Source organism: Aurantibacter sp. UH7 (assembly GCF_056839165.1).
This window is the reverse complement of record NZ_CM166388.1, coordinates 3,462,007-3,486,864: the sequence shown is the minus strand read 5'-3', so window position 1 is coordinate 3,486,864 and position 24,858 is coordinate 3,462,007. Positions and strand designations below refer to the sequence as shown.

Genomic DNA, 24,858 nt, shown 5'->3' with positions numbered 1-24,858 from the left:
TCGAACTGACTAAAAATGTGAATCAAAGTCACTTCGAGTGGCCGCTTCTTCAGTGGTTGTATCGAGAAGAAAAATTAATCAATCAATCCAAAAGTTCTAGGCAACCAAAGTGATACTTCCGGGAAATATGTGATAATCATCAGTACCAACACCATTACTCCTAATAAAGGCAATAATGGTTTGATAACCTTAGTGACCGGCACCTTGGCCACACCACTACCCACAAAGAGTAACGTACCAACGGGTGGGGTACATACTCCTATACATAAATTCAATACGATTATCATTCCAAATTGTACGGGATGCATCCCTAACGCCATCGCTACAGGTAAAAATATTGGAGTGAAAATTAATACTGCTGGAGTCATATCCATAAATGTACCCACCAATAACAGTATAACATTAATCATCAGAAAGATAAGTATTGGATTACTTACATTATCTAAGATTGCCGAGGTCAACATTTGCGGAATTCCTTCAAATGAAAATAACCATGACATCGCCATTGAAGTAGCTATTAAAAACATTACAATGGCTGTTGTTCGTGCACTGCGCAACAACAAAGGTTTAAAATCGCTAAACTTTAACTCTCTATTTATAAAACCTAATAGCATAGCATAAACTACTGCAATTGCTGCTGCTTCGGTAGCTGTAAATACTCCTACTACTATTCCACCTACTACGATTACCAATAGTGTTAAACTTAATAGTGCTCTTCTAAAATCTAAAAACAATTGCTTAAAACTTACTCTTGCTGCCCTTGGTAGTCCTTTTTTTATTGCATAGATGTACACCATTATCATCAGTGCCAGACCTACCAATAATCCGGGTAAATAACCTGCAATAAAAAGTGCTGCTACCGATGCGGTACCTCCACTGGCTAACGCAAATATGATAAGTACATTACTCGGTGGAATTAATAAACCGGTAGTTGATGAGCTTATATTTACCGCTGCACTAAATTCTCTCGGGTAGCCTTCGCTCTCCATCTTTTCGGTTAACGTACTTCCGATGGCCGATGCGGCGGCTACGGCCGATCCAGAAATCGCTCCAAAGAGCATCGCCGCTATAATATTTACAAAAGCCAATCCGCCGGGTAAACTCCCTATTAGCGATTTTGCAAAATCGATGAGGCGCTTTGCAATACCTCCTGTATTCATTAATTCTCCTGCCAATATGAAAAATGGTATCGCCAGTAATGCAAAGTTATCAATACCCGTAGTCATTCGTTGGGCTGCTGTAGTTGTAGCTGGTAAGAATGCAATGTTCAATACCAAAGTTAGTGTTGTTGATATTCCGATAGCATACGCTACAGGTACCCCATAAGCTAACAAACCAATAAAACTTAGAAAAAGAACAAGTATGCTTATAGTCTCTATGCTCATATTTAAAAGTTTAGTTTTTTGATATTATAAATTGAAAAAAATAAAATCATCATCCCTGAAATTGGTACTATCGCATACACAAATCCTAAAGGCACTTGTAATGCTGAGGATACCTGACCTAAAGTTAAAGTAGTGTACACCAAATTTCCTCCGCCTATTATCATGATGATCAAAGCAAAAATTGCCATTAAAATCTGAATGATTTTCTTGCGCTTGTTTCGCTTTTCTTCGGTGAGTTTAGAAAGTAGAAAATCCATAGATAGGTGACCTTCTTTTTGACCGTTGATATAAGCTGCTCCCAATACCGTTAACCAGATTAACGAAAAACGAGCGAACTCTTCGGTAAATGAACTCGACTGGCCCACTACATAACGTGAAACTACTTGCCAAACTACATCTACTACCAGTAACCCGAAGATTACTACCAATAGGTTTTCTATTATTTTGTTTAACAACTGATAGGCTTTCTCCATTAGTTGGAATTTATTTTATCTATGATTGGTTTTAGTCTTGGGTCTTTCATCAAACTCTCCATTACTGGTTTTGATTTTTCTACAAAAGGAGCCTTATCCGGATAGATAAACTCTACTCCTGCCTCTTTCAACATTTTCATGTTTTCTTCTACCGTCTCTGCCCAGTATTGCTTCTGTTTTACTACACTTTCTTTTGCTGCGGCTTCTAACCATCCTTTTTCTTGGTCTGATAATAAATCCCAAAACTTTGTCCCTATTATCACCACATCGGGTACCATGGTATGTTCATCAAAAATGTAATATTTACACACTTCAAAATGATTGGAACTTACAAAAGATGGAATGTTATTCTCTGCACCATCAACAACGTTTTGTTGCAATGCCGTATACAATTCTCCAAATGACATGGGTGTGGCTGAGGCACCCAACGAATTTGCCATGTTTACAGACATCTGATCGTTCTGTACTCTTACTTTTAATCCATCTAAATCTTCAGGGGAATGTACTGGCCTATCCTTGGTATAAAAACTTCGTGCTCCTGCATCGTAAAAACAAATTCCTCGTAACAAATATTCTGTGCCGCCTTCTAACAACTGCTTGCCTACTTCCCCTTCTAAATTGTTAAACAAATGTTCACTATCTCGAAATAAATAAGGTATTACAGCTATCTGATATTCTGGCGCGAAATTAGACAAGGCCGATGCACTTACCTTGGTCATTGCAATACTGCCAATTTGTAATAGCTCTAAAGCCTCGCGCTCTGACCCCAACTGTCCATCTGGGAATATCTTTATCTGTAACTTACCTTCAGACTTCGCATTTAACGATTCTTGCATTGCCACAATCCCCTTATGTACCGGATGAGATGTAGGTAACGAATGAGCGAAATAAAGTATCTTCTGATTCCCAACAGTAGCGCAGGATTGTATAGTCATAATTATGGTTGCAATAACCAAAAGAGACCATAGCTTTCTAAAATTATATTGCTTTAATAACTTAATCACGAATTATTTATTTTGAAGACTTTTGATTAACGTAAGTGTATTTCTAACTGTTTCCTCAAGCTTTTTAAAATCACCTGAAGCAAGTACATCCTTACTAATTAGTTGTGACCCCATTCCAACACAAGTTACTCCGGCATCAAACCAACCTTTTAAGTTCGATTCTTCTGTCGAAACTCCTCCCGTAGGCATCACACTTGTCCATGGTTGTGGTCCTTTAATTGCTTTTACAAAACCTGGTCCATATGTTGAACCTGGAAATAACTTCACAATTTCACACCCTAATTCTTCAGCATTATTTATTTCTGTAAGTGATCCACAACCCGGTGACCACAATACTTTTCTTCGGTTACATACTTTGGCTATATCTTCTCTTAAAGAAGGAGTAACAATAAAGTTTGCACCCATTTGCATATAAAAAGATGCAGCACCAGCATCCGTAATAGAACCAACACCCATTATCATTCCTGGGAGTTCTTTTACTGCATATTTATTTAATTCGAGAAATACTTCGAAAGCAAAATCTCCTCTAGCCGTAAATTCTAAAAGTCGAGCTCCTCCATCATAACATGCTTTAAGTACTTTCTTTCCGAGTTCAATATCGGGGTGGTAGAACAATGGCACCATGCCCGTTTCCTTCATCACCCTTGCTACTTCTATTCTTGAATATTGCGCCATTATTAAACTATTTTTTCCTTAAAGTGAATTATAAATTCCATGTTCCAATCCCCTTAATTCTGCCAAGCCTCTTAACCTTCCAATACCAGAATAACCTGGATTGGTTTTCTTTTTAAGATCATCTAACATTTGATGTCCATGATCAGGTCGCATTGGAATTGAAGCATCTGATCGTCCTTCTGCAACTCTTCGTTTCTGCTCAATTAAGACCGCTTTAATCACGCCAAACATATCTACATCTCCTTCCAAATGATTGGCTTCATAGAAGTTTCCTTGTGCGTCACGTTTTGTACTTCTTAAATGTAAAAAGTGTACTCGATCGGCAAATCTTTTTACTATTTGTACTAGGTTATTATCTGCTCGTACTCCTAAAGATCCTGTACAAAATGTAATACCATTGGAGATATTTGGAACTTGCTCAAAAAGATATGCGTAATCCTCTTCGGTACTTACCACTCTTGGCAATCCTAAGATAGGATATGGTGGGTCATCTGGGTGAATGCACATCAACACTTCATTTTCAGAAGCTATTGGCACTATTTCTTTTAAAAACGAGACTAAATTTTCTCTTAACTGTTGTGCATCAATTTCTGAATATGTATCTAATATTTGTTGAAATTGATCCAGTGTATAACCTTCTTCGGCTCCTGGTAAACCTGCTATAATATTATTAACTAAAACTTTTTTATCAGCGTCAGTCAACGCTTCGAAATACGCTTTTGCTTCTTGTTTTTGTGCATCTGTGTAATCATTTTCTGCACCTGGTCTTTTTAAAAGATGTAACTCAAAAGCTGCAAATGCAATTACTTCAAAAAGTAATGCTTTTGAACCGTCCTCAACTTCAAAATCTAATGAAGTTCTCGTCCAATCTAAAACGGGCATAAAATTATAACAAACAATATTAATTCCGCAACTCGCCAAATTTTGAATACTGGTTTTATAGGTTTCAATATACTTCTGAAAATCTCCTGAACGTGTTTTGATGTTCTCGTGTACAGGAATACTTTCAACAACACTCCATTCCAATCCGGCTGCTTCAATAATGCTTTTACGTTCTTTAATTGCCTCAACAGTCCATACTTCCCCATTCGGAATTTGATGTAATGCAGAAACAACACCTGTAGCTCCAGCTTGTACAATATCATTTAAAGAGACTGGGTCATTAGGACCATACCATCTCCAAGTTTGTTGCATTTTCATTTTGATCTTCCTATTAATTTATACTCCGCTAAATGCACTAAATCCTCCATCAATTGGTACAATTGTACCGGTAACAAAAGACGCCGCGTCACTCATTAACCAGTGAATAGCACCATTTAATTCATCAGCATCACCAAAACGTTTCATTGGTGTATTCGCAATAATAGTATTCCCTCTATCGGTATAACTACCATCCTCATTTGTTAATAAAGCACGATTTTGATTCCCAATAAAAAACCCTGGAGCAATTGCATTTACCCGAACACTACCTTCAAATTTAATAGCCATTTCTGTAGCCATCCATTTGGTGAAAATATCAATGGCCGCTTTAGATGCTGAATATCCCACTACTCTAGTTACTGCTTGTGTAGCCGTCATTGAAGAAATATTGATAATACTTCCCGAACGTTGATCGGCCATTACTTTACCAAAAACCATAGATGGTAATACAGAACCATTTAGATTTAATTCTGAAACTTTCTTAAAATCGTCCATTTTAAGGTCGAAAATAGTTTGATCTACACCAATTGTTGCTCCAGGCATATTTCCACCGGCCGCATTTATAAGTACATCAATCTGACCCCATTTAGCAAGAATTTCTGTTTTGGCTTTTTCTAAGTGCTCTTGATCTAAAACACTACCAGAAATACCAATTACATCTGCCCCTATTTCTTTTAATTCACTAACTCTTTTAGTTACGCTTTCTGGAAACAAATCGAGAATTACAATTTTTGCGCCTTGTGTTAATAAGTAAGAAGCCATGCTGCCTCCTAAGGCACCTGCCCCACCTGTAACAACAATCACTTTTCCAGAAATATCAAATAAGTTAGTTTTTTTCATTCTATATATTTTAGTATATCACTTTATTATTTAATCACCTTTTACAAACGTTACTACAGACATTTATAGTTGTAAATTGTTATATCGATGCTATTAGCTTAGCTAAACAGAGTGTTATTTGCATATTAATTAAAAAACATCAATTTATTAAATGATGTAATTCTCGTTAACGTTAACGCAAATATAGAATTCTTTTCCACATTCGGAAATAAAACTGGGCTTTTCTGCGAAAAATATTATGTATAAATCAACATTTTAATAAAATAAAAGAAAGCCTTAAAATACTAACAAAAATGAAGTCTGCTTATTTGGAATAGAGTGCGCCTTAATGGTTCCCCCATGTAAATGCATAATCTGTTTGGACAAACTTAGTCCAATGCCTGTACCTGTATCTTTTGTTGTGAAAAACGGCACAAAAATCTCATCAATTAAATCTTCTGATATACCCGGTCCGTTATCTAATACTTGAATATACTTCTCACCACTTGTCGCTAGTGCTGCTATTATTTTTATTTTACCATTTTCTTGTCCTTTTAACGATTGTAATGCATTCTTAGTAAGATTTATCAATATTTGAGAAATCTGCTTTTCATCTATATAAAGTTCCAAATCCAATGGATTTACTATTATTTCAAATTTCACGCGATGGTCACCATTTTCTTGATCCATTAATACTTTCACCTTATCCAATAGCCGATCTGCTTTTATTAGACCTTTATCAGGTTTTGGCATACTAAGTATACTTCTGTACGACTGAACAAATTCCATTAAATCACTACCCTGCTCCCGAATAACTTCCAACCCTTTTGCTGTATTCTGAATGTGACTTTCCTCAATATCGTTAATAGTTAAAAGTCCCTTATTAGTTTTATAATACTTTAAAATAGATTCCGAAATTGAGGTTATCGGTGTGATTGTATTCATTATTTCATGGGTTAAAACCCGAATAAGTTTCACCCAAGAATCCGTTTCTTTTTCATCTAATTCCTTATCTATATCTTGAACAACGACCAGTAATAAGTCTTGATTTTCAAAAATAATTGAAGTGGACTTTAATGCCAATTGCTTTCGCTCACGTTCGTTGGTTATTTGGACTAATTTTCTTTCAAATGGTTTTAATTCTTCGAAGAGTTCGTACAAATTCTGATCCACTTTAGACAATTGTTTAATGTGGTTTAAAGGCGAATGGTTAAATAACTTTTCAATTGTAGCATTAGCGAAAAATATATGACCTTTATCATTTATTGTTAAAATACCAATATCCGCTTGCTTAATAATTTCTTGATAATACTGTTCTTGAGCCTGTTTTTTAATATGAATTTCTTGAATCATTTCATTCAACATATTTAGGCTATGATTCAATTCTTCAAGAGATTTCACACTTAATTTCTCGGGAAATCGCAAAGTAAAATCCTCGTTTTTTATGGCATCAAAAAAATAGGCAATCTTTCTATTGGTCTGATTTACATAATGTATTAATGATGTGGTTAGTACAATCAAGAATATTAAAAACAGTATTGCCAAAATGTACTTTTTTCCAAAAAAGAAAAACCCCACACCTAGCCCAGCTACTGCTATCAATATAATACGAACTACTAACTGGAAATAAATACTTCTACTTACCATTTTCAATATTCAAATTAAACTATTAAAACAAGAAATATTTTCAACTTTTGGTATCACTTAATTTTCTTCATTTTATTGTAGAGTGTCTGTCTAGAAATACCTAATTGCTCAGCAGCCGCACTATAATTACCGTCATTTTTTGCAAGTGCATTCATTATCATTTGCGCTTCCATCTCTTCTAACGTTTTTAATCCTATTTCTGAAGTTAGATTGGATTTTACACTCAACAAAAAGTCCTCTGATTTTAACACATTTCCTTCTGAAAGTATAACAGCTCTTTCAACCGTATGCAATAGTTCGCGAACATTCCCTGGCCATGGATACGATAATAACTTTTCTTGCGCATCTTGATTTATTCGAAGTCCTTGCTTACCATATTTTGCAGCAAACTTCTTCAAATAAAAATCAGCTAAAACTAAAATATCGTTATCACGTTCTCGAAGCGCTGGTACTTCAACAGAAATGGTATTGATTCTATACAATAAATCTTCTCTAAAAAGTCCGTCTGCAACCATTTTATCCAAATTCTCATTGGTAGCACAAACTAATCTAATATCCACAGAAATCGCCTTATTAGAACCAACACGAACCACCTTCTTATTCTGTATGGCAGACAATAATTTAGCTTGGGTCTGTAGCGATAAATTTCCTATTTCATCTAAAAATAAAGTGCCACCATTTGCTGCCTCAAATTTACCGGCACGGTCTTCTTTCGCATCTGTAAAAGAACCTTTAGTATGACCAAATAACTCACTCTCAAATAAATTTTCTGATATAGACCCCATATCAACCGCAATAAAGACTTCATTCTTTCGCATTGACAAATTATGTAACTCCCTGGCAATTAATTCTTTTCCAGTTCCATTTTCACCAGTAACCAAAACATTAACATCCGTTTTTGCAACCTTACTTACTAATTTAAGAACCGCATTTAAAGCTCTTGAGTTGCCAATTATATAATTCTTATTCTGGTTGATTACTTGCTTAAGGTTATCTTCTTTTTGCTTTAATTGTTTTATCTCTTTACGTGATTTCCGTAACTCAAAAGCAGATTTTACTGTTGCTAAAAGCTTATCATTATTCCAGGGTTTTAGTACAAAATCTGAAGCTCCTTCTTTAAGGGCTTTTACAGCTAAATCTACCGCACCGTAGGCGGTCATCATAATTACAGATATTTGAGGTGCTCTTTTTCTAATCTCTCGCAACCAATACAATCCTTCGTTACCTGAATTTACACCCGCCGAAAAATTCATATCCAATAATACAATATCAAAATCAGTTAAATTTTTAAAAGAAGGTAACTGATTGGGATTCGAAATAGTTTCCACTGTTTTATATTCAAACTGTAGCAAAATCTCAAGTGCACTGAGTACACTTTTATTATCATCTACAACCAAAATTTTAGCCTCTATCATAATTCACGTTTGTATTTGAAAGTCACCCCAAAAAACATTCCATATAAATTGAAAGGACAACAATCTCTCAATTAACTACTATACCTACAAGGATTATTGCTTTTTTAAAACTACAATTAGTAATTTACTTTTTTTACAATGTGTCCAATTATTTTACAATAGCTGTCAAACTATTTTACAACATTTACATTGAACAAATACAGAATTTATTGTAAATTACTGATTATCAGTAGTATAACTTTTTGGCACAAGAGTAGCATACACTTTGGCATACTAATATATTATGAATCCGAAATTTTCAATATTTATTCTCTTTTTACTGCTTTTAAGCACACCAGTTTCTGCTCAAGAAAAATGGACCTTAGCCAACTGCGTGGAATATGCATTGCAACACAATTTATCTATAAAAGATTTTAATTATACAGAGCAATCTGGTAAAGAAACATACAGACAATCTATTCGAGATTTGTTACCAAATGTAAATGCTTCTTCTAGTTACGCTATTAACTTTGGTAGAAGTACCGACCCATTTACCAATGATGTGGTAACATCGGATTTCTTTTCTAACAACTACTCTTTAGAATCTACAATTGACATTTTCCAAGGTTTTCAAAAATTGAATTCTATTAAAGCTTCTAAGTTTTTATATAAGGCTACACAACAAGAGGCTTTACAGCAAAAATATTTACTGGCTTTTAGAATAATGCAAGCATTTTATGATATTCAATTTTATGAAGGTCTGGTTGCTATAGCTAATGAACAATTAAACGTATCGCAAACGAACTTTAATTTAGTAGAGAAACAAATAGAACTAGGACTTAAAGCTGGTGCCGACCATTATGAAGCACAGTCGCTTTTACTTACAGACAAACTTAACCTTAAACAAAGTGAGAATCAATTGAAGGCAGCCAAATTACTATTGATTCAAGAAATGAATTTAGAAAATGTTGGTGATATTAATATTCTAACATCAATAGCGAGGCAAGAAAGTGAAACATTTATTTATGAAACAAAATCAGATTCTGTTTATGCCATGGCTCGAGAATTTATTCCATTGATAAAGGCTCAAGAGTTACGAGCAAAGGCGGCTAAAAAACAAGTAGCAGTAGCTCGTGGCAGGCTTTATCCTTCATTAACTTTATTCGCGGGTACTGGCACCGGGTATTTTGAAACAACAAGAGATACAATAGGTAATACTCTACCCTTTCGTGAACAATTTAGAGATAACACTTCTAGATATGTTGGTATAAATTTAAGTGTGCCCATTAGCAATGGTTGGTATGCGAGATCTCGCGTAAAACAAGCAAAAATTGAACATTTAAGAAATGAGAATAATTTAAAAATACAAGAACAAGAGTTGTTTAAAACCATTCAACAATTGGTGCAAGAATACGATGCCTTACTGGTTGAAGTTAATTTAAGTACAAAAAAAATGGAGGCACAAAGTTTAGCTTTTACTATAGCTCAAAAACGATATGAAAAAGGAATGATAAATGGTATTGAACTGTTTACCGCAAAAAATCTTTTTGCTAGTGCACAAAACGAAAATTTACAAGTTAAACTAAAATCAGAAATCAATAAAAGCACTTTAGATTTTTATAAAGGATTACCTGTTTTTGATATCAATTAATAAAAAATAAAAGCTGACAACAGTCAACGAACAAAAAAATAAAATGGACATACAATTAGAAAAGAAAAAAGGATTACGCCCAAAACACTACGGTTATATTGCCCTTGGATTACTAGTGCTTTTTGTTGGGTATCAACTAATATTTTCGACATCAGTTTCTACGTTTAGAACCGAAAAAGATAAGTTATCTATTGGCGATGTAACTCAAGGAAAATTTGATGATTACATAACTATTAATGGTAATGTAGCACCTATAGCAACTATTTATATGGATGCTTATGAAGGTGGCCGTGTAGAAGAAAAATTAATAGAAGAAGGTGCCATGGTTAAAAAAGGAGATATTATTTTAAAGCTTGATAACATTAACTTGTATGAACAAATTTTGCAAAGTGAAAGCGGATTAGCTCTAAAACAAAACGATTTGCGATCTACCAAATTAACGTTTGATTCAAGACAAGTTGAAGGTAGAAAATCTTTAGCAACTGCGAGTACTGAGTTACAACGATTGAAGAGAAACTTTGAACAAAACCAAGCACTTTTTGAAGAAGAATTAATATCAAAGGAAGAATATCAATTGTCAAAAGAGAATTATGAATTATCTCAAAAGCAATACGAAATTGTAAAAGTACAGACTGAGAATGATAATCAAGTTCGAAGTAAGTCACTACCTGTTTTAGAAGCAGATTTAAATCGGATGCAGAAAACTTTAGGCATGGTTTATCAAAGACTAGATCACCTCAACGTTCGTGCCCCAGCCGATGGACAATTAGGTTTTCTCGATGCTGAAATTGGTCAGAATATAACACAAGGACAGCGAATAGGGCAAGTGAATGTACTTACTGATTATAAAATTGAAGCGAGTATCGATGAACATTATATCGATCGGGTACAGCGTGATTTAATAGCAACAATTGAAAGAAATGGAACTGAATTTCCACTTCGTGTTCGCAAAGTGTATCCTGAAGTTAGAAATGGAAAATTTAAAGTTGATTTAGTTTTTACTGCTGATAAACCTGAAACCATTAGAACCGGACAGAGTTACAATATTAAATTACAATTAGGAGAATCTAGTGATGCATTACTACTTCCTAAAGGAAGCTTTTTTCAAAGCACTGGCGGCCAATGGATTTTTGTGGTTACCACAGATGGCGATGAAGCTCTAAAAAGAAATATACGAATTGGAAAACAGAACTCAAGATATTACGAAGTATTAGAAGGTTTACAAGCGGGTGAAAAAGTAATTACAAGTAATTATGATTCATTCGGTGAAGCCGAAAAAATAGTTTTAAAATAAAACTGTCACTAACTTAAAAAACGAAAGTCTTTAATAACAACAATCAATTACAAATCAAGATATGATACAGATACAAAACTTAAAGAAAAGCTTTAGAACTGAGGAGGTAGAAACCTTGGCACTAAACAATGTGAACTTCAAAGTTGACGATGGCGAGTTTGCTGCAATTATGGGGCCATCCGGTTGTGGTAAATCCACTTTATTAAACATCATTGGTATGTTAGACAACCCTACCGAAGGCAGTTATAAATTTGCAGGACATGAAGTAGGCGGACTAAAAGAACGCCAACGTACCGAATTGCGAAAAGGAAACTTAGGATTCGTTTTTCAAAGTTTTAACCTCATCGATGAACTTACTGTTTTCGAAAATGTAGAGCTTCCATTAATCTATTTAAAAATGGGCAAAAGTGAACGACGTGAAAAGGTTATGAAAGTACTTGAGCGTATGAAAATTGCACATAGAGAAAAACATTTTCCGCATCAATTATCTGGTGGTCAGCAACAACGTGTTGCTATCGCCAGAGCTGTTGTTACAAATCCAAAATTAATTCTTGCAGATGAACCAACAGGTAATTTAGATTCTAAAAATGGAATTGAAGTTATGAACCTATTGACCGAATTAAATCAAGAAGGTACAACCATAGTGATGGTTACACACTCTGATCGCGACTCGCATTACGCGCACAGAGTAATCAATTTATTCGATGGACAAGTAGTTACCGAAAATCAAAATAGAGCTATTGGCGCAACCATTTAAAAATAAATTTTCGAATTTATAGGAGTTTATTCATCAATCAATCATCGTCCCTTAATCACGGACAATTAGTGTTTTCATCAATCAAAAAACGAGAATTATGTTAAAGAATAACATCAAAATAGCTTGGCGGAATTTATCCAAGAATAAGCAACAAACCATTATTAACCTGTTGGGATTAACATTAGGTACGGTTAGTTGCCTTACTATTTTACTTTATGTTTTTGCACAGTTTGGTTTTGATGTTCACTTCACTGATGCGGAATCTATTTATAGAGTAGAAACTATAATTGAACGTGATGGGCAAGAAAGTTTTAATTCTGCTACCACTTCACCTCCCATTGCTTTTGCCATGAAAGAAGATTTTGGCGAAGTAGAAGAAGTTACCAGAATTGTACTTACTGATGTTTTCTACAGCAATTTAATAAGAGCATCTGAAAGTAAAGATGCTTTTTATGAGCCTAGAAGTTACATGGCAGATTCAACATTTTTTAAAATGTTTGATTATAAATTTATAGAAGGCAATAGTAAAACTGCACTTAACGGACCGAATGCTTTGGTACTTTCATCGCAATTGGCAAATAAAATGTATGGCAATTATGATGTATTGGATAAAACGGTGGTTTGGGGTACCGGTGAAGACGCACAAATACTAACCGTAAAAGGAGTTTTTGATGAGAAATCTGACAAAACTCACCTTAACCCAAATTACATTGTGAGCATGAGTACGCCAGGTATGGGAACATTTGTACAAACCTTTGACGATTTTGCTACCAACAATTTTGTATACAGTTACGTAAAGCTTTCTAATAATAGTAATGCGGCCAATTTGCAAAGTAAGCTACCTGAATTTATTCAAAAAAGAGGAAGTAAAAATCTTAGCGATGCTGGCATGGACAACAAGATACTTACACTTAAAAAAGTGACAGATATTCACTTATATTCCGACGGTCGTAAGAACCAAATAGATAGTGTTTCAAATATTAAATACTTATACTTTCTATTAACCCTTGCCTTTTTCATACAACTTGTTGCTTGTATTAATTTCATAAACCTAAGTACCGCAAGAGCCAGTAAACGCGCTAAAGAAATTGGTGTTCGAAAAGTAGTGGGTGCTGGCAAAAATGCCCTAATGCGACAGTTCTTAGGGGAATCACTTTTATTATCATTATTTGCAATGCTAATAAGTATACCAATTGCTATCTTTTTGCTGTCCTTCGTTAATGATCTCACTCAAGAATCTTTGAGTTATCTTGATATATTAAATTGGGAAATTGGTTTCATTTTATTGGGATTAGGAATTTTTACGGGACTTGTTGCCGGGATTTATCCTGCAATTATTTTATCATCAATAAAACCAGTAAAAGCACTAAAAGGTGCTAATTTATTAAACTCCGGAAATGGTAATTTTAGAAAAGGATTGGTGGTTTTTCAGTTTGTGGTATCAATAGGTTTAGTTGCAACAGTTATTGTTATTACACAACAATTCCAATATACCCAGAGTAAAAATTTAGGCTTTCAAAAAAATAATTTATTAGCCTTACGGATAGGTACCAATGAAGCTTCAAGTAAATTTGAATCTATAAAATCTGCTTTTTTAAATGTCCCAGGCGTACTTAATGTATCTAGCGGAAACTATGCGCCGTCAGAAATTGTATTAGCGGATAACGGACTATATCTTCCTGGGGGTAGCAGAGAGAAAAATACAATAGTAAAACGTAATGGTGTTAGCGATGGATATTTTAAAACTATGGGTATTCCCTTTTTAGAGGGAAGAGATTTCCGTGAAGGAGATACCACCAACCAAATTATTGTAAATGAAGCTACTATTAATGCTTTTAATATTAAAAGAGAAGAAGCGATAAATTCAAAACTTGTACAAAGTTTTGGAGATGAAACTTTTGAAATGGAAATTATTGGCCTCGTATCCGATTTTCATTATGCCACTTTAAAAGATGCAATTGAACCCTTGTTTCTGCATAAAGAAAATGAACCCAACTGGTTATTTATAAAAACTGAAAGTGAAAATTATGACCAGCTGCTTTCTAGTTTAGAAAATAAATGGAATGCCGTTGTGAATAACGTTCCGTTTGATTACAGGTTCGTTGACAAAGAGGTTGAGAAATTGTATGATGAAGAAAAAAGATTGGGGCAAATATCTGTGGTCTTTACCCTACTAGCAATATTAATAAGTTGCCTCGGACTCTTTGGTCTTATTTCTTATGTTGCTGAACAAAAGAAAAAGGAAATTGGCATACGAAAAGTATTAGGTGCTAGTATAAATTCTGTAGTTCAATTACTTACTAAAGATTTTATAAAACTAGTTTGCATTGCATTTTTAATTGCAACTCCAATTGCCTATTTCTTTATAGAACGATGGCTTGAAGATTTCACCTATCGTATCGATATTCAATGGTGGGTATTTGCGTTGGCAGGTGGCTTTGCCATAGTTATCACATTGCTTACTGTAGGATTTCAATCATTAAAATCAGCTTTGGTAAACCCTGTAAAAAGCCTACGCACAGAATGAAATAAAAACATCAATCAAATCAATCAAAAAACGAGAATCATGTTTAAAAACTATATAAAAATCGCTTGGAGGAGTTTAAAAAAACAGCCCTTTTTTACCTTCTTAAATACCTTTGGACTTGCAGTTGGAATGGCAGGAGGTTTGCTTATTTCGTTATACATATATGATGAATTTAGTTTCGATAAAATGTTTGCAGATGCAGATAGAATTTATCGTGTAAATGCTGACATAAAGTTTGGCGGTGAAATTTCAAATTCTGCAGAAGTATCTGCTCCAATGGCAGAAGCAATTCTAAACGACATTTCGCAAGTTGAGATGACCACGCGAATTCGCAATCGCGGTGGTGCCTTAATTCGTAAAAGTAATGCAACTGCCAATACTAAGGAAGCTAGAATTGCATTTGCCGATGCCAGTATATTTGAAATGTTTGATATAGAATTCCTTTCTGGTGACCCTAAAACCGCACTAAAAAATCCCAATACTTTAGTGATGACCCGCTCAGCGGCAGAAAAACATTTTGGAATAAACAATGCACTTAATCAAACACTTTTACTAAATAATGAAAACACCTATACGGTAACAGGAATTATCGAAGACCTGCCTAAAAATTCATTTTTAAGAGAGCATACCATTTTTATGGCTATGGCTGGTCATGAAGATGCGCAAGAAGGTGAATGGGGAAGTCACAATTACTACACCTATATAAAATTATTACCTACTGCGTCCATAGAAGATGTAACTCCTATTATTCAAGATATGGTGGGTAAATATTTAATTCCGTGGATACAACATATTTACCCAGGAATGACTCAAGAAGACTTTGAAGCTTCAGGTAATTATCTCATATATAGCACAATTCCATTCTTAGATATACATCTACATTCTAATAGAGATACTGAACTAAGTGCTAACAGTAGCATGGAAAATGTATACATTCTCTCTTTTATTGGCATTTTCTTGATTGTATTAGCCAGTGTTAATTTTATGAATTTATCCACAGCACACTCCTTAAAAAGAGCGAAGGAAGTTGGAGTTCGAAAAACATTAGGCTCAAATAAAGGTGACTTAATAAAACAATTTCTTACCGAATCTGGACTCATATCATTCATATCATTACTGTTAGCAATTGTAATTGCATTAATTGCATTGCCATTTTTTAATGAGCTATCTGGAAGGTTAATAACATTACCTTTTAGCAATCCTTTTTTCTGGCTTATATTAGTGGTAGCTACACTTTTACTTGGCCTGCTTTCTGGTAGTTACCCTGCATTTTTCATGTCGAAATTTATGCCTGTAAAAGTTTTAAAGGGTTCTGGCACAACAGGAATTGGCGGAGGGAAAGTTAGAAACTCCCTTGTTATTTTTCAATTTGCTATTTCAGTTTTTTTAATTGTAAGCACCTTAGTCGTATTCCAGCAATTGCAATTTATTCAAAGTAAAGATGTAGGATTTGCAAAAGATCAAATTTTAGTAGTTGACGATGTGTATACCTTAGACAACAAAAGGCATGCTTTTAAAGCAGAAGTTGAAAAACTTTCACAGGTTAAAACTTCAACCTTAAGTAGCTACCTTCCTACTCCTTCTTCAAGAAATAATACAACCTTCTTTAAAGATGGCTCTCCCAACCAAGAAGATGCCTTAAACATGCAAACATGGGCCGTTGATCACGATTACATGTCAACGCTAGATATTGACATAATTGCGGGAAGAGATTTTGATCCTACAATTCCAACCGATTCAACAGCCATATTATTGAATGAATCAGCTATTAAAATTTTAGGGTTATCGCCTGAAGAAGCATTAGGAATTCGACTTTCGCGCGATGCCGGCGTAGAAAATCCATTTTTTTATAAGGTAATTGGTGTTGTTAAGAATTTTCATTTTGAATCACTTCGCGAAAACGTTGGTGCATTAAGTCTTTATATAGGTGACTTCTCTAGCATGCTATCCATAAAAATAAACGAAGCAGATATGGCAAGTGCCATTAGTGGCATTGAAACTTCATGGAATAAAATAGCACCAGGACAACCTTTTAATTATTTCTTTTTGGATGAGTCTTTCAATAATACCTATGAATCCGAACGACGGCTCGGTAGCATATTCATGGTATTTACAATTCTATCAATTTTTATTGCTTGCTTAGGTCTTTTTGGATTGGCTGCCTTTAATGCCGAGAAACGAACCAAAGAAATCGGAGTTCGAAAAGTATTGGGAGCGACTGTCGGCCAAATTTCATATCGCCTTACTATGGACTTTCTAAAATTGGTGGCGATTGGTATTTGTATTTCACTACCATTAGGTTGGTATGCCATGAACAAATGGCTCGAGGATTTTTCATATCGAATACATATTGGCTGGGAGATTTTTGCTATTGCAGCATTATTAGCAATTGTAGTGGCAGTGGTTACCGTTAGTTTTCAAAGCATAAAAGCAGCTATAGTTAACCCCGTAAAGAGTTTACGGTCTGAATAATTAGCAATTAGCAATTAGCAATTAGCAATTAGCAATTAGCAATTAGCAAAAAATTACAAAATGAAAAACGAATAACTGACAACGAGCAACGAACAACTAAAATAAGAAGCATGTTTAAAAACTATTTTAAAATCGCCTGGCGAAATATCAAAAAAGATAGACTTTTCACTATCATTAAAGTTGGAGGTTTTTCACTGGGTATAGCTGCATGTCTTCTAATTACTTTGTTTATACAAAATGAAGTTAGCTATGATGAACATTACGCTAAAAAACACCAACTCTATAGAGTAATTATGCAAGGGCAGATGAATGGTGAAACCTTAAAGAGCACACATTTTCAATTGCCTTTTGCAGCTACTTTAGAATCCGATTTTCCAGAAATTATTAAGGCAGGTAAAATAAATACCATTGAAATTTTTGGTGCTGGTAAACACGGCATTCGTCTAGAAAATGAAGTGCAGAATAATTTTGAAGATGGGTTTATTCTCGCAGACCAAGAAGCATTCGATATTCTAGAAATAGAATTGATTGAAGGTACTACAGAAACTGCCCTTACTGCTCCAAAAAGTGTTGTCATATCAAAAACCAAGGCTGATAAATATTTTCAAAATAAAAAAGCAATTGGGAAAACTATTATTTTAGATAATGAAACCGCTACCCCTTATGTAGTTACCGGTGTCATGAAAGATATACCAACAAATTCACACTTACAGTTCGACTTTATATTACCTATTGAGGATAAAAATGCGAGTTGGACCAATACAAATTACTTTACTTATGTTTTGCTCGACCCTAAAGCGAATGTGCCGCAGTTGGAAAATAAAATGGTCTCAATTCTTGAAAATTACATAATCCCGGCACAACTAGAACGTGGGCGCGCACCTGATTTTATTGAAGTTCTTAAAACTATTGAATATAAGTTACAGCCCATATCAGATATTCATTTGCATTCCGATTTGAAAATGCAAGACGGACTAAAACATGGTGACATCCGATTTGTTTGGTTATTCGCAGCTATCGCTGGGTTTGTTCTATTATTGGCTGTTATAAATTTCATTAATCTATCTACGGCAAAATCTGCAAATAGAGCAAAAGAAGTTGGACTAAGAAAAACTATTGGTGCTTATAAAAGTAATCTAGTGTATCAATTTCTTACAGAATCAATACTTTTTAGCCTTTTTTCATTTTTACTAGGTACGCTTTTGGCTTGGTCACTACTTCCCACTTTTAACACCATCGCTTCAAAAACAATCGTCATGCCTTGGACAGAAATTTGGTTTATTCCAACGCTATTAATTTCATCATTAGTTGTTGGTGCTTTAGCTGGATTATATCCCGCATTTTACTTGTCTGCTTTTAAACCAGTGAATGTCTTAAAGGGAAGTTTAAGTCTTGGTGGAAAAAGTGGCAAACTACGCAGTGGCTTGGTAGTATTTCAATTTACAACTTCGGTCATACTAATTATTGGAACCTTGATTATTTACCAACAAATGGATTTTATCCTTAAAAAAGAACTAGGCTATAACAAAGAACAAGTGGTTATTTTAGAAGGTACCAAAATTCTAGGGAAAAGCTCTGATGCATTTAAAGAACAGTTATTGCAATTACCACAAGTAAAAAACGTAACAACTACTAATTACTTGCCCATAGATGGCGGTAGTAGAAATGGTAATACATTTCGATTAGCAAATCAGGGTAACGAAAGTAGAGGTGTTTCTGCCCAAATTTGGAAAGTAGATTATGATTATATCAAAACCTTGGGTATTACACTTAAAGAAGGACGAGACTTTTCTAAAGAATATGCCACGGATGCCACTACCTCAATTATTGTTAATTCTAAAATGGTTGAAGAGCTTGGGCTTACCCAACCTATAGGTGAAGAAATTAATAACAATGATCGAACATTTACTATTACAGGAGTTATAGATAACTTTCATTTTAAATCTTTAAAGGAGGATATTTCATCGTTATCGCTAGTAATTGGAAATGATATTGGAGCTATGACTATAAAACTTGAAAAGGGAAATATTAATGAAGCATTAACCTCTATTACCACTATTTGGGATAAAAACATTCCCAACCAATCTATGAATCATAACTTTTTAGATCAGGAGTTTACACAAATGCATGACGATGTACAGCGGATGGGGCAACTCTTTAACAGCTTTGCACTCTTTGCAATTTTTGTAGCTTGTTTGGGTCTCTTTGCACTTTCTGCATTTATGGTTGAACAGCGAAAAAAAGAAATAAGTATTCGCTTGGTTTTAGGTGCTCCATTTAAAAGTATTTATCAACTACTAACGCTAGATTTTATGAAGTTGATTCTAATTTCCATCGCAATAGCAATTCCAATAGGGTGGTATTTAATGAACCGTTGGTTACAAGACTTTGCTTATCATATTACTATTGGGTGGCAAATATTTTTATTGGCGGGTTTCATTGCGTTAACTATTGCTTTATTTACTATAAGTTATCAGTCCGTCAGTGCAGCATTAATACAACCATTAAAAAGTCTAAGAAAAGAATAACAAACATTTTCTTAGCTTTAACTATCGGATAATTATAACACTGTAACAGTTTGTAAATAAAATAGTCTTTGTAAATATATTGTACAGGTACTGTCAAAATATTTTACACTATTAAAATTAAACTCCCCCTTAACACCTTGTTAAACAAACACATAGCACTATGGCATGAAATTAGTCCATAATTAAATAGTATTCATCATCATCAATCAAAAAACGAACAATCATGCTTAAGAACTATTTAAAAATTGCCTGGCGAAATCTCTGGAAAAATAAAGGTTATTCCGTTATAAATATTGGAGGTCTTGCTTTGGGAATGGCCGTAACTTTAATAATTGGTCTTTGGATTGAAGATGAATTAACGCACAATGATTACTTCAGCAATCATAATCAAATTGCTCAGGTTTTTCAATCGCAAACCTTTAACGGAGAAGTTAATACGAACCCGGCGATACCACGACCATTAGAAATGGTTCTCCGAGAAGGTTATCAAGATAATTTCAAACATTTGGTGATGTCGTCTTGGAATATTTCTAGGTATCTGGGATATAAAGAAAAAAGCATTTCTAAGGTTGGTAATTATATGCAACGCCCAGCACCAGAAATGCTAGATCTTAAAATTATAAAAGGTGAAAAGGATGGTTTGCGAGATATCAATTCCGTAATGCTTTCACAATCTGTTGCAAATGCTCTCTTTGGAAATGAAGATCCAATTGGCAAATCGGTAGAAGTAAATAATCAATATGATGTTGCCGTAACAGCTGTTTATGAAGATATTCCTAGCAATAATTCTTTTCATGATTTAGAATTTATTATGCCTTGGGATAAATTATTAGCCACTCAAGAATGGATGAAAAATGCAGTTGACCAATGGGGAAATAATTCGTTTCAGATGTTTGTCCAAATCGAGGACAATACTACCATGGATGGCATTACACAAACAATATTAAATGTAAAGAAAGAAGCGGATAAAGATAATGCGGAATTCAATCCGCAAATTTTTCTATTACCAATGAATGATTGGTATTTACGCAACAATTTTGAAAACGGCAAGCAGACTGGTGGTCGAATTAAATACGTGTGGCTTTTCGGAATTATTGGTGCTTTTGTATTGCTTTTGGCTTGCATCAACTTTATGAATTTGAGTACTGCACGTTCCGAGAAACGATCAAAAGAAGTGGGTATTCGCAAATCCATCGGTTCGCAAAGAAATCAATTAATCTATCAGTTTTTAATTGAATCTTTTTTAGTGGTCTTATTTGCTTTTTTTATTGCAGTGATCATCGTTTTAATTTCCATGGATGGCTTTAATGATTTATCTAAGAAAGTAATTAGTTTTCCATGGGACAATAGTATTTTCTGGTTGATTTCAATTGTATTTATACTCTTAACTGCATTGGCTGCTGGAAGCTATCCTGCATTATATTTATCATCGTTTAAACCCGTTGATGTTTTAAAGGGAACCTTTAAAGCTGGAAAATATGCAGGCTTACCACGTAAGATTTTAGTGGTTGTTCAATTTACAGTTTCCGTTGCCTTTATTATCGGGACCGTAATTGTGATGCAACAAATTAATCATGCTAAAAATAGACCCGTAGGATATGACAAAGAAGGTTTAGTTCAGATTCCTACCCTAAGTAACGATTTTGCCGGAAAGTATGATTTAATGCGCGATGAATTTTTAAAGTCAAATGCTATCATAGAAATGTCCGCATCTAGTAGCCCTACAACTCAAATATGGTCGAACAGAAGTGGCTTTATTTGGGATGGAAAACCAGAAGGATTTCAAGAAGATCTTGCGTGGACAGAAGTCACGCATGAATATGCGAAATCATTGAATATGAAAATTATTGAAGGAAGAGATTTCTCCAGAGAGTTTGCATCTGACTCCAATGCCGTATTACTCAATGAAACTGCAGTAAAATATATGGGCATAAAAAACCCAGTTGGTAAATTTTTAAGAGATGATGACGAAGAAGATCCAAATCCACCTTTAAAAATAATAGGCGTTGTGCAGGATATGATAACACAGTCCCCTTATCAACCTGTAAAACAAGGCGTATACGTTTATGCAAAAAATGGATCTAGTTATTACAACCTACGGTTAAACCCTCAGCAAAGTGCTACCCAAAATATTTCTACAATCGAAAACGTATTTAAACAACATTTTCCAGACTTGCCTTTTGAGTATGACTTTATTGATGATGAATATGGTGACAAGTTTGCAGCCGAAGAACGAATTGGAACATTATCTGGTGTTTTTACAGCCTTAGCTATTTTAATTAGTTGTCTTGGTTTATTTGGACTAACATCTTTTGTGGCAGAGCAACGTACTAAAGAAATAGGAGTACGAAAAGTATTAGGCGCCTCTGTTTTTAATGTTTGGAATATGCTTTCAAAAGACTTTTTAAAATTGGTAATTATATCCTGTTTTATAGCAATTCCTATTTCTTATTATGTGATGAATGGATGGCTACAAGACTACCCCTATCATGTGTTATTGGAATGGTGGATATTTGCCTTAGCAGTTATCGGTGCAATGGCAATAACCATACTTACTGTAAGTTTCCAAGCAATTAAAGCTGCCAATGCAAACCCTGTAAAAAGTTTGAGAACGGAATAAAAAATATTATGCTCTTAAAATACGCCTTAAGAAACATCAAAAAAAGACCCGTTTTAAACGGAATAAAAATTGTTGGACTATCGCTGGGCTTATGTGGAATTTTATTTATCGCGCTTTTTATAAAAAATGAACTGACTTACGATAAACAATTTACAAAAGCAGAAAACATATATCGATTAACGGTTACTAGTCGAGCATTTTTAGAGAATAATCATTTTGCTCGTTTTTTTTCGTCACAGGATTTACCTGTAATAACAGAAGCAATTCCTGAAGTTGAAGATTTCTTGCGTATGGCTCCCATTCGCGGAAAGCTGATAAAACATGACGAGCAATTTTATAGTATTGATCAAGGCTTTTTGGTTGATGATACTTTTTTTAAACTTTTTGATATTCCATTATTAAAAGGGACTGTAAATACTGTTTTTCAAAATACAAATTCTGCTGTTGTATCCAGATCACTGGCTGAAAATATTTTTGGCAGTATTAATCCTATCGGAAAAGTAATCTCCTTACCAAAAGGGCATTTTAATTCAAAAAAAGAAGATTTTCAAATAACAGGTGTAATGGAAGACTCTAAGCAGCAAAGTCACCTACATCCTGATATTCTATTTATGCCAGGGAAAGATAAAATTCAAGGTTGGGCTTACCAATATTTACTTTTTAAAGAAAATGCTAATCACAATTTAGTAGAACGTAAATTGTCTCTAGCACTAACAGAATTATTTACAGATGAAAATGCAATAAGTAATTCTGAGGTGAAAGCATACTTGATGAATATAAGAGATATTCATTTGCAGTCTGATTTATTTCGTGAAATGGAACCAAATAGTTCCATGACTAATATTTGGATTTTAGTTATTGCAGGTATTATTCTTTTATTAATAGCACTAAGCAACTTTGCAAGTTTAAATATAGGAATGATGGGTTATCTATCTACCTTTTTAGCGATGAACCAAATACTAGGTTCTTCCAAACGCTTTATTATTAGCTACTTTTTAATTGAAAGTATATTGATTGTAATGTTTTCTATAATCGTAACACTTGTTTTAATGTACCCCGTGAATACGTTGATTTATGAAAATTATCAACTTAACCTCTTAGAAAACAATGAGTTTTTTATTGTATTGACTATTGTAACCGTAGCCTTATTAATGATTGTTGCAGGTTTACAACCAGTACTTAAAAAGCGTTTTGAGAAAGCATCACTGCAAAAAAGATTGCAAAATGAAAGGAAGACAAAAGTGCATAAAGCCTTACTTATAACCCAGTTTAGTCTCGCTATCGTTTTACTGATTATGGTGGTAGTTATTTCTGAACAGACAAATTTTGCAATGGACAAGGCTATGGGAGCTAAAGAAAACATAATTTGCTTGCCTTTGGTGCATTCCGAAATTCAAAAAGATTTTGGACTCTTTAAATCGGAGTTGCTAAAAGAAAGTAGTATTTCATCAGTCTCGGCTATGATGGACACACCCGGAAGTGAAACTCATGACATGTTTTCTTATACCCTCCAAGATACGCCTGAATCTGAACCTGGCACTAATGCAATTGGAGTCTTTGCAGCTGACTATTCTTTTGCAGAAGTATTTGGACTCTCCTTTTTAGGAGGTAAAAATTTTACCGATTCTAATATTGATGAACCTGGCAATGGAGAATACGTAATCAATGAAAGTGCGTTACATCAATTGGGTTTTCAGGATCCACAGGCTATTATTAACAAGCAATTTTCTTTACTTTCTCCTGTACCGGGGGTAACGCTTCCTGATGGGAAAATTATTGGCGTAGTTCAAGATTTTCATTTGTCAGGATTACAAAATAAAGTAGAACCACTTGTGCTTTTTAAAAGAGATAATAGTTGGTTAAATAGCATCGTAATTTCTTATAGTGCTACATCTAAAAGGGAAGCTCTTTTAAGTATAAAAAATAATTGGAGCAACCTATTTCCGGAGTACCCCATAGATTATATTGAAGTAGATTCAATTTATAAAAATGTATATAAAATGGAACTCCTTCAGAAAAGATTAATTTTATTATTTGCCCTTATATCCATATTTGTGTGTACGATGGGAGTATTAGGTCTAGCGCTTATGATTACCCAGAGCAGGTATAAAGAGATAGGAATCCGAAAAGTTAATGGCGCTAGTAGAACCGAAATTTTAGCATTGCTTAATCGTGACTTTATTAAATGGCTAGTGGTATCATTTATTGTAGCTATACCACTTGCATATTTCGCCGTAAATAAATGGTTGGAGGGTTTTGCTTATAAAATTACCCTAAGCCCTTGGATGTTTCTATTTTCTGGAGGAGTAGTTATTTTAATGACACTCTTAACCGTTAGCTGGCAAAGTTATCGAGCAGCAACAATAAACCCCGTAAAAAGCCTACGAACAGAATGAAAAACTAGTAACCAAA

16 protein-coding genes are annotated in these 24,858 nt (G+C 34.3%); 8 read left to right on the top strand and 8 right to left on the bottom strand.

The window, feature by feature from the left end; genetic code table 11:
- Positions 1-74: 74 nt before the first annotated feature.
- The 8 genes from UH7x_RS14785 to UH7x_RS14750 all read right to left on the bottom strand — a co-directional run bounded on the left by UH7x_RS14785 (position 75) and on the right by UH7x_RS14750 (position 8,618).
- Positions 75-1,385: a TRAP transporter large permease gene (locus UH7x_RS14785; protein ID WP_482360692.1), complete on the bottom strand. Its 1,311-nt coding sequence runs from the start codon at positions 1,383-1,385 to the stop codon at positions 75-77.
- Positions 1,386-1,387: 2 nt separating this feature from the next.
- The gene (locus tag UH7x_RS14780) at positions 1,388-1,858 is read right to left on the bottom strand and encodes a TRAP transporter small permease (RefSeq protein ID WP_482360691.1); all 471 of its coding nucleotides are present in this window, start codon (positions 1,856-1,858) and stop codon (positions 1,388-1,390) included.
- A complete protein-coding gene (locus UH7x_RS14775) occupies positions 1,858-2,862 on the bottom strand; it encodes a TRAP transporter substrate-binding protein (RefSeq protein WP_482360690.1) in 1,005 nt (334 codons plus the stop codon). The genes UH7x_RS14780 and UH7x_RS14775 overlap by 1 nt, the downstream gene beginning before the upstream one ends.
- Before the next feature lie 3 nt (positions 2,863-2,865).
- A complete protein-coding gene (locus tag UH7x_RS14770; protein ID WP_482360689.1) occupies positions 2,866-3,537 on the bottom strand; it encodes a bifunctional 4-hydroxy-2-oxoglutarate aldolase/2-dehydro-3-deoxy-phosphogluconate aldolase in 672 nt (223 codons plus the stop codon).
- Between the two features lie 18 nt (positions 3,538-3,555).
- Complete coding sequence (uxuA, locus tag UH7x_RS14765; protein ID WP_482363615.1) at positions 3,556-4,731, bottom strand: mannonate dehydratase; 1,176 nt, start codon at positions 4,729-4,731, stop codon at positions 3,556-3,558.
- 24 nt (positions 4,732-4,755) lie between these two features.
- Positions 4,756-5,577 (bottom strand): SDR family oxidoreductase, encoded by an 822-nt coding sequence (locus UH7x_RS14760; protein ID WP_482360688.1) that lies wholly within the window; start codon positions 5,575-5,577, stop codon positions 4,756-4,758.
- Between the two features lie 276 nt (positions 5,578-5,853).
- Entirely contained in the window at positions 5,854-7,203 is a 1,350-nt protein-coding gene (locus tag UH7x_RS14755; protein ID WP_482360687.1) for a sensor histidine kinase, read from the bottom strand.
- A 53-nt stretch (positions 7,204-7,256) separates the two neighbouring features.
- The gene (locus UH7x_RS14750) at positions 7,257-8,618 is read right to left on the bottom strand and encodes a sigma-54-dependent transcriptional regulator (RefSeq protein ID WP_482360686.1); all 1,362 of its coding nucleotides are present in this window, start codon (positions 8,616-8,618) and stop codon (positions 7,257-7,259) included.
- A 283-nt stretch (positions 8,619-8,901) separates the two neighbouring features.
- Between UH7x_RS14750 and UH7x_RS14745 the strand changes: the two genes are divergently transcribed.
- The 8 genes from UH7x_RS14745 (at position 8,902) to UH7x_RS14710 (ending at position 24,842) form a co-directional block, all read left to right on the top strand.
- Positions 8,902-10,248, top strand: coding sequence for a TolC family protein (locus UH7x_RS14745; RefSeq protein WP_482360685.1), 1,347 nt, complete (start codon positions 8,902-8,904; stop codon positions 10,246-10,248).
- Between the two features lie 43 nt (positions 10,249-10,291).
- The gene (locus UH7x_RS14740; RefSeq protein WP_482360684.1) at positions 10,292-11,542 is read left to right on the top strand and encodes an efflux RND transporter periplasmic adaptor subunit; all 1,251 of its coding nucleotides are present in this window, start codon (positions 10,292-10,294) and stop codon (positions 11,540-11,542) included.
- Between the two features lie 61 nt (positions 11,543-11,603).
- A complete protein-coding gene (locus tag UH7x_RS14735; RefSeq protein ID WP_348146920.1) occupies positions 11,604-12,299 on the top strand; it encodes an ABC transporter ATP-binding protein in 696 nt (231 codons plus the stop codon).
- 97 nt (positions 12,300-12,396) lie between these two features.
- Positions 12,397-14,826, top strand: coding sequence for an ABC transporter permease (locus UH7x_RS14730; RefSeq protein ID WP_482360683.1), 2,430 nt, complete (start codon positions 12,397-12,399; stop codon positions 14,824-14,826).
- A 39-nt stretch (positions 14,827-14,865) separates the two neighbouring features.
- Positions 14,866-17,298: an FtsX-like permease family protein gene (locus UH7x_RS14725; RefSeq protein WP_482360682.1), complete on the top strand. Its 2,433-nt coding sequence runs from the start codon at positions 14,866-14,868 to the stop codon at positions 17,296-17,298.
- A 110-nt stretch (positions 17,299-17,408) separates the two neighbouring features.
- Positions 17,409-19,826, top strand: a complete 2,418-nt coding sequence (locus UH7x_RS14720; protein WP_482360681.1) for an ABC transporter permease — start codon at positions 17,409-17,411, stop codon at positions 19,824-19,826.
- A 223-nt stretch (positions 19,827-20,049) separates the two neighbouring features.
- Positions 20,050-22,446 carry an ABC transporter permease gene (locus UH7x_RS14715; protein ID WP_482360680.1) on the top strand — a complete coding sequence of 799 codons (2,397 nt, stop codon included), beginning with the start codon at positions 20,050-20,052 and terminating at the stop codon, positions 22,444-22,446.
- An 8-nt stretch (positions 22,447-22,454) separates the two neighbouring features.
- Positions 22,455-24,842: an ABC transporter permease gene (locus UH7x_RS14710; RefSeq protein ID WP_482360679.1), complete on the top strand. Its 2,388-nt coding sequence runs from the start codon at positions 22,455-22,457 to the stop codon at positions 24,840-24,842.
- Positions 24,843-24,858 lie beyond the last annotated feature (16 nt).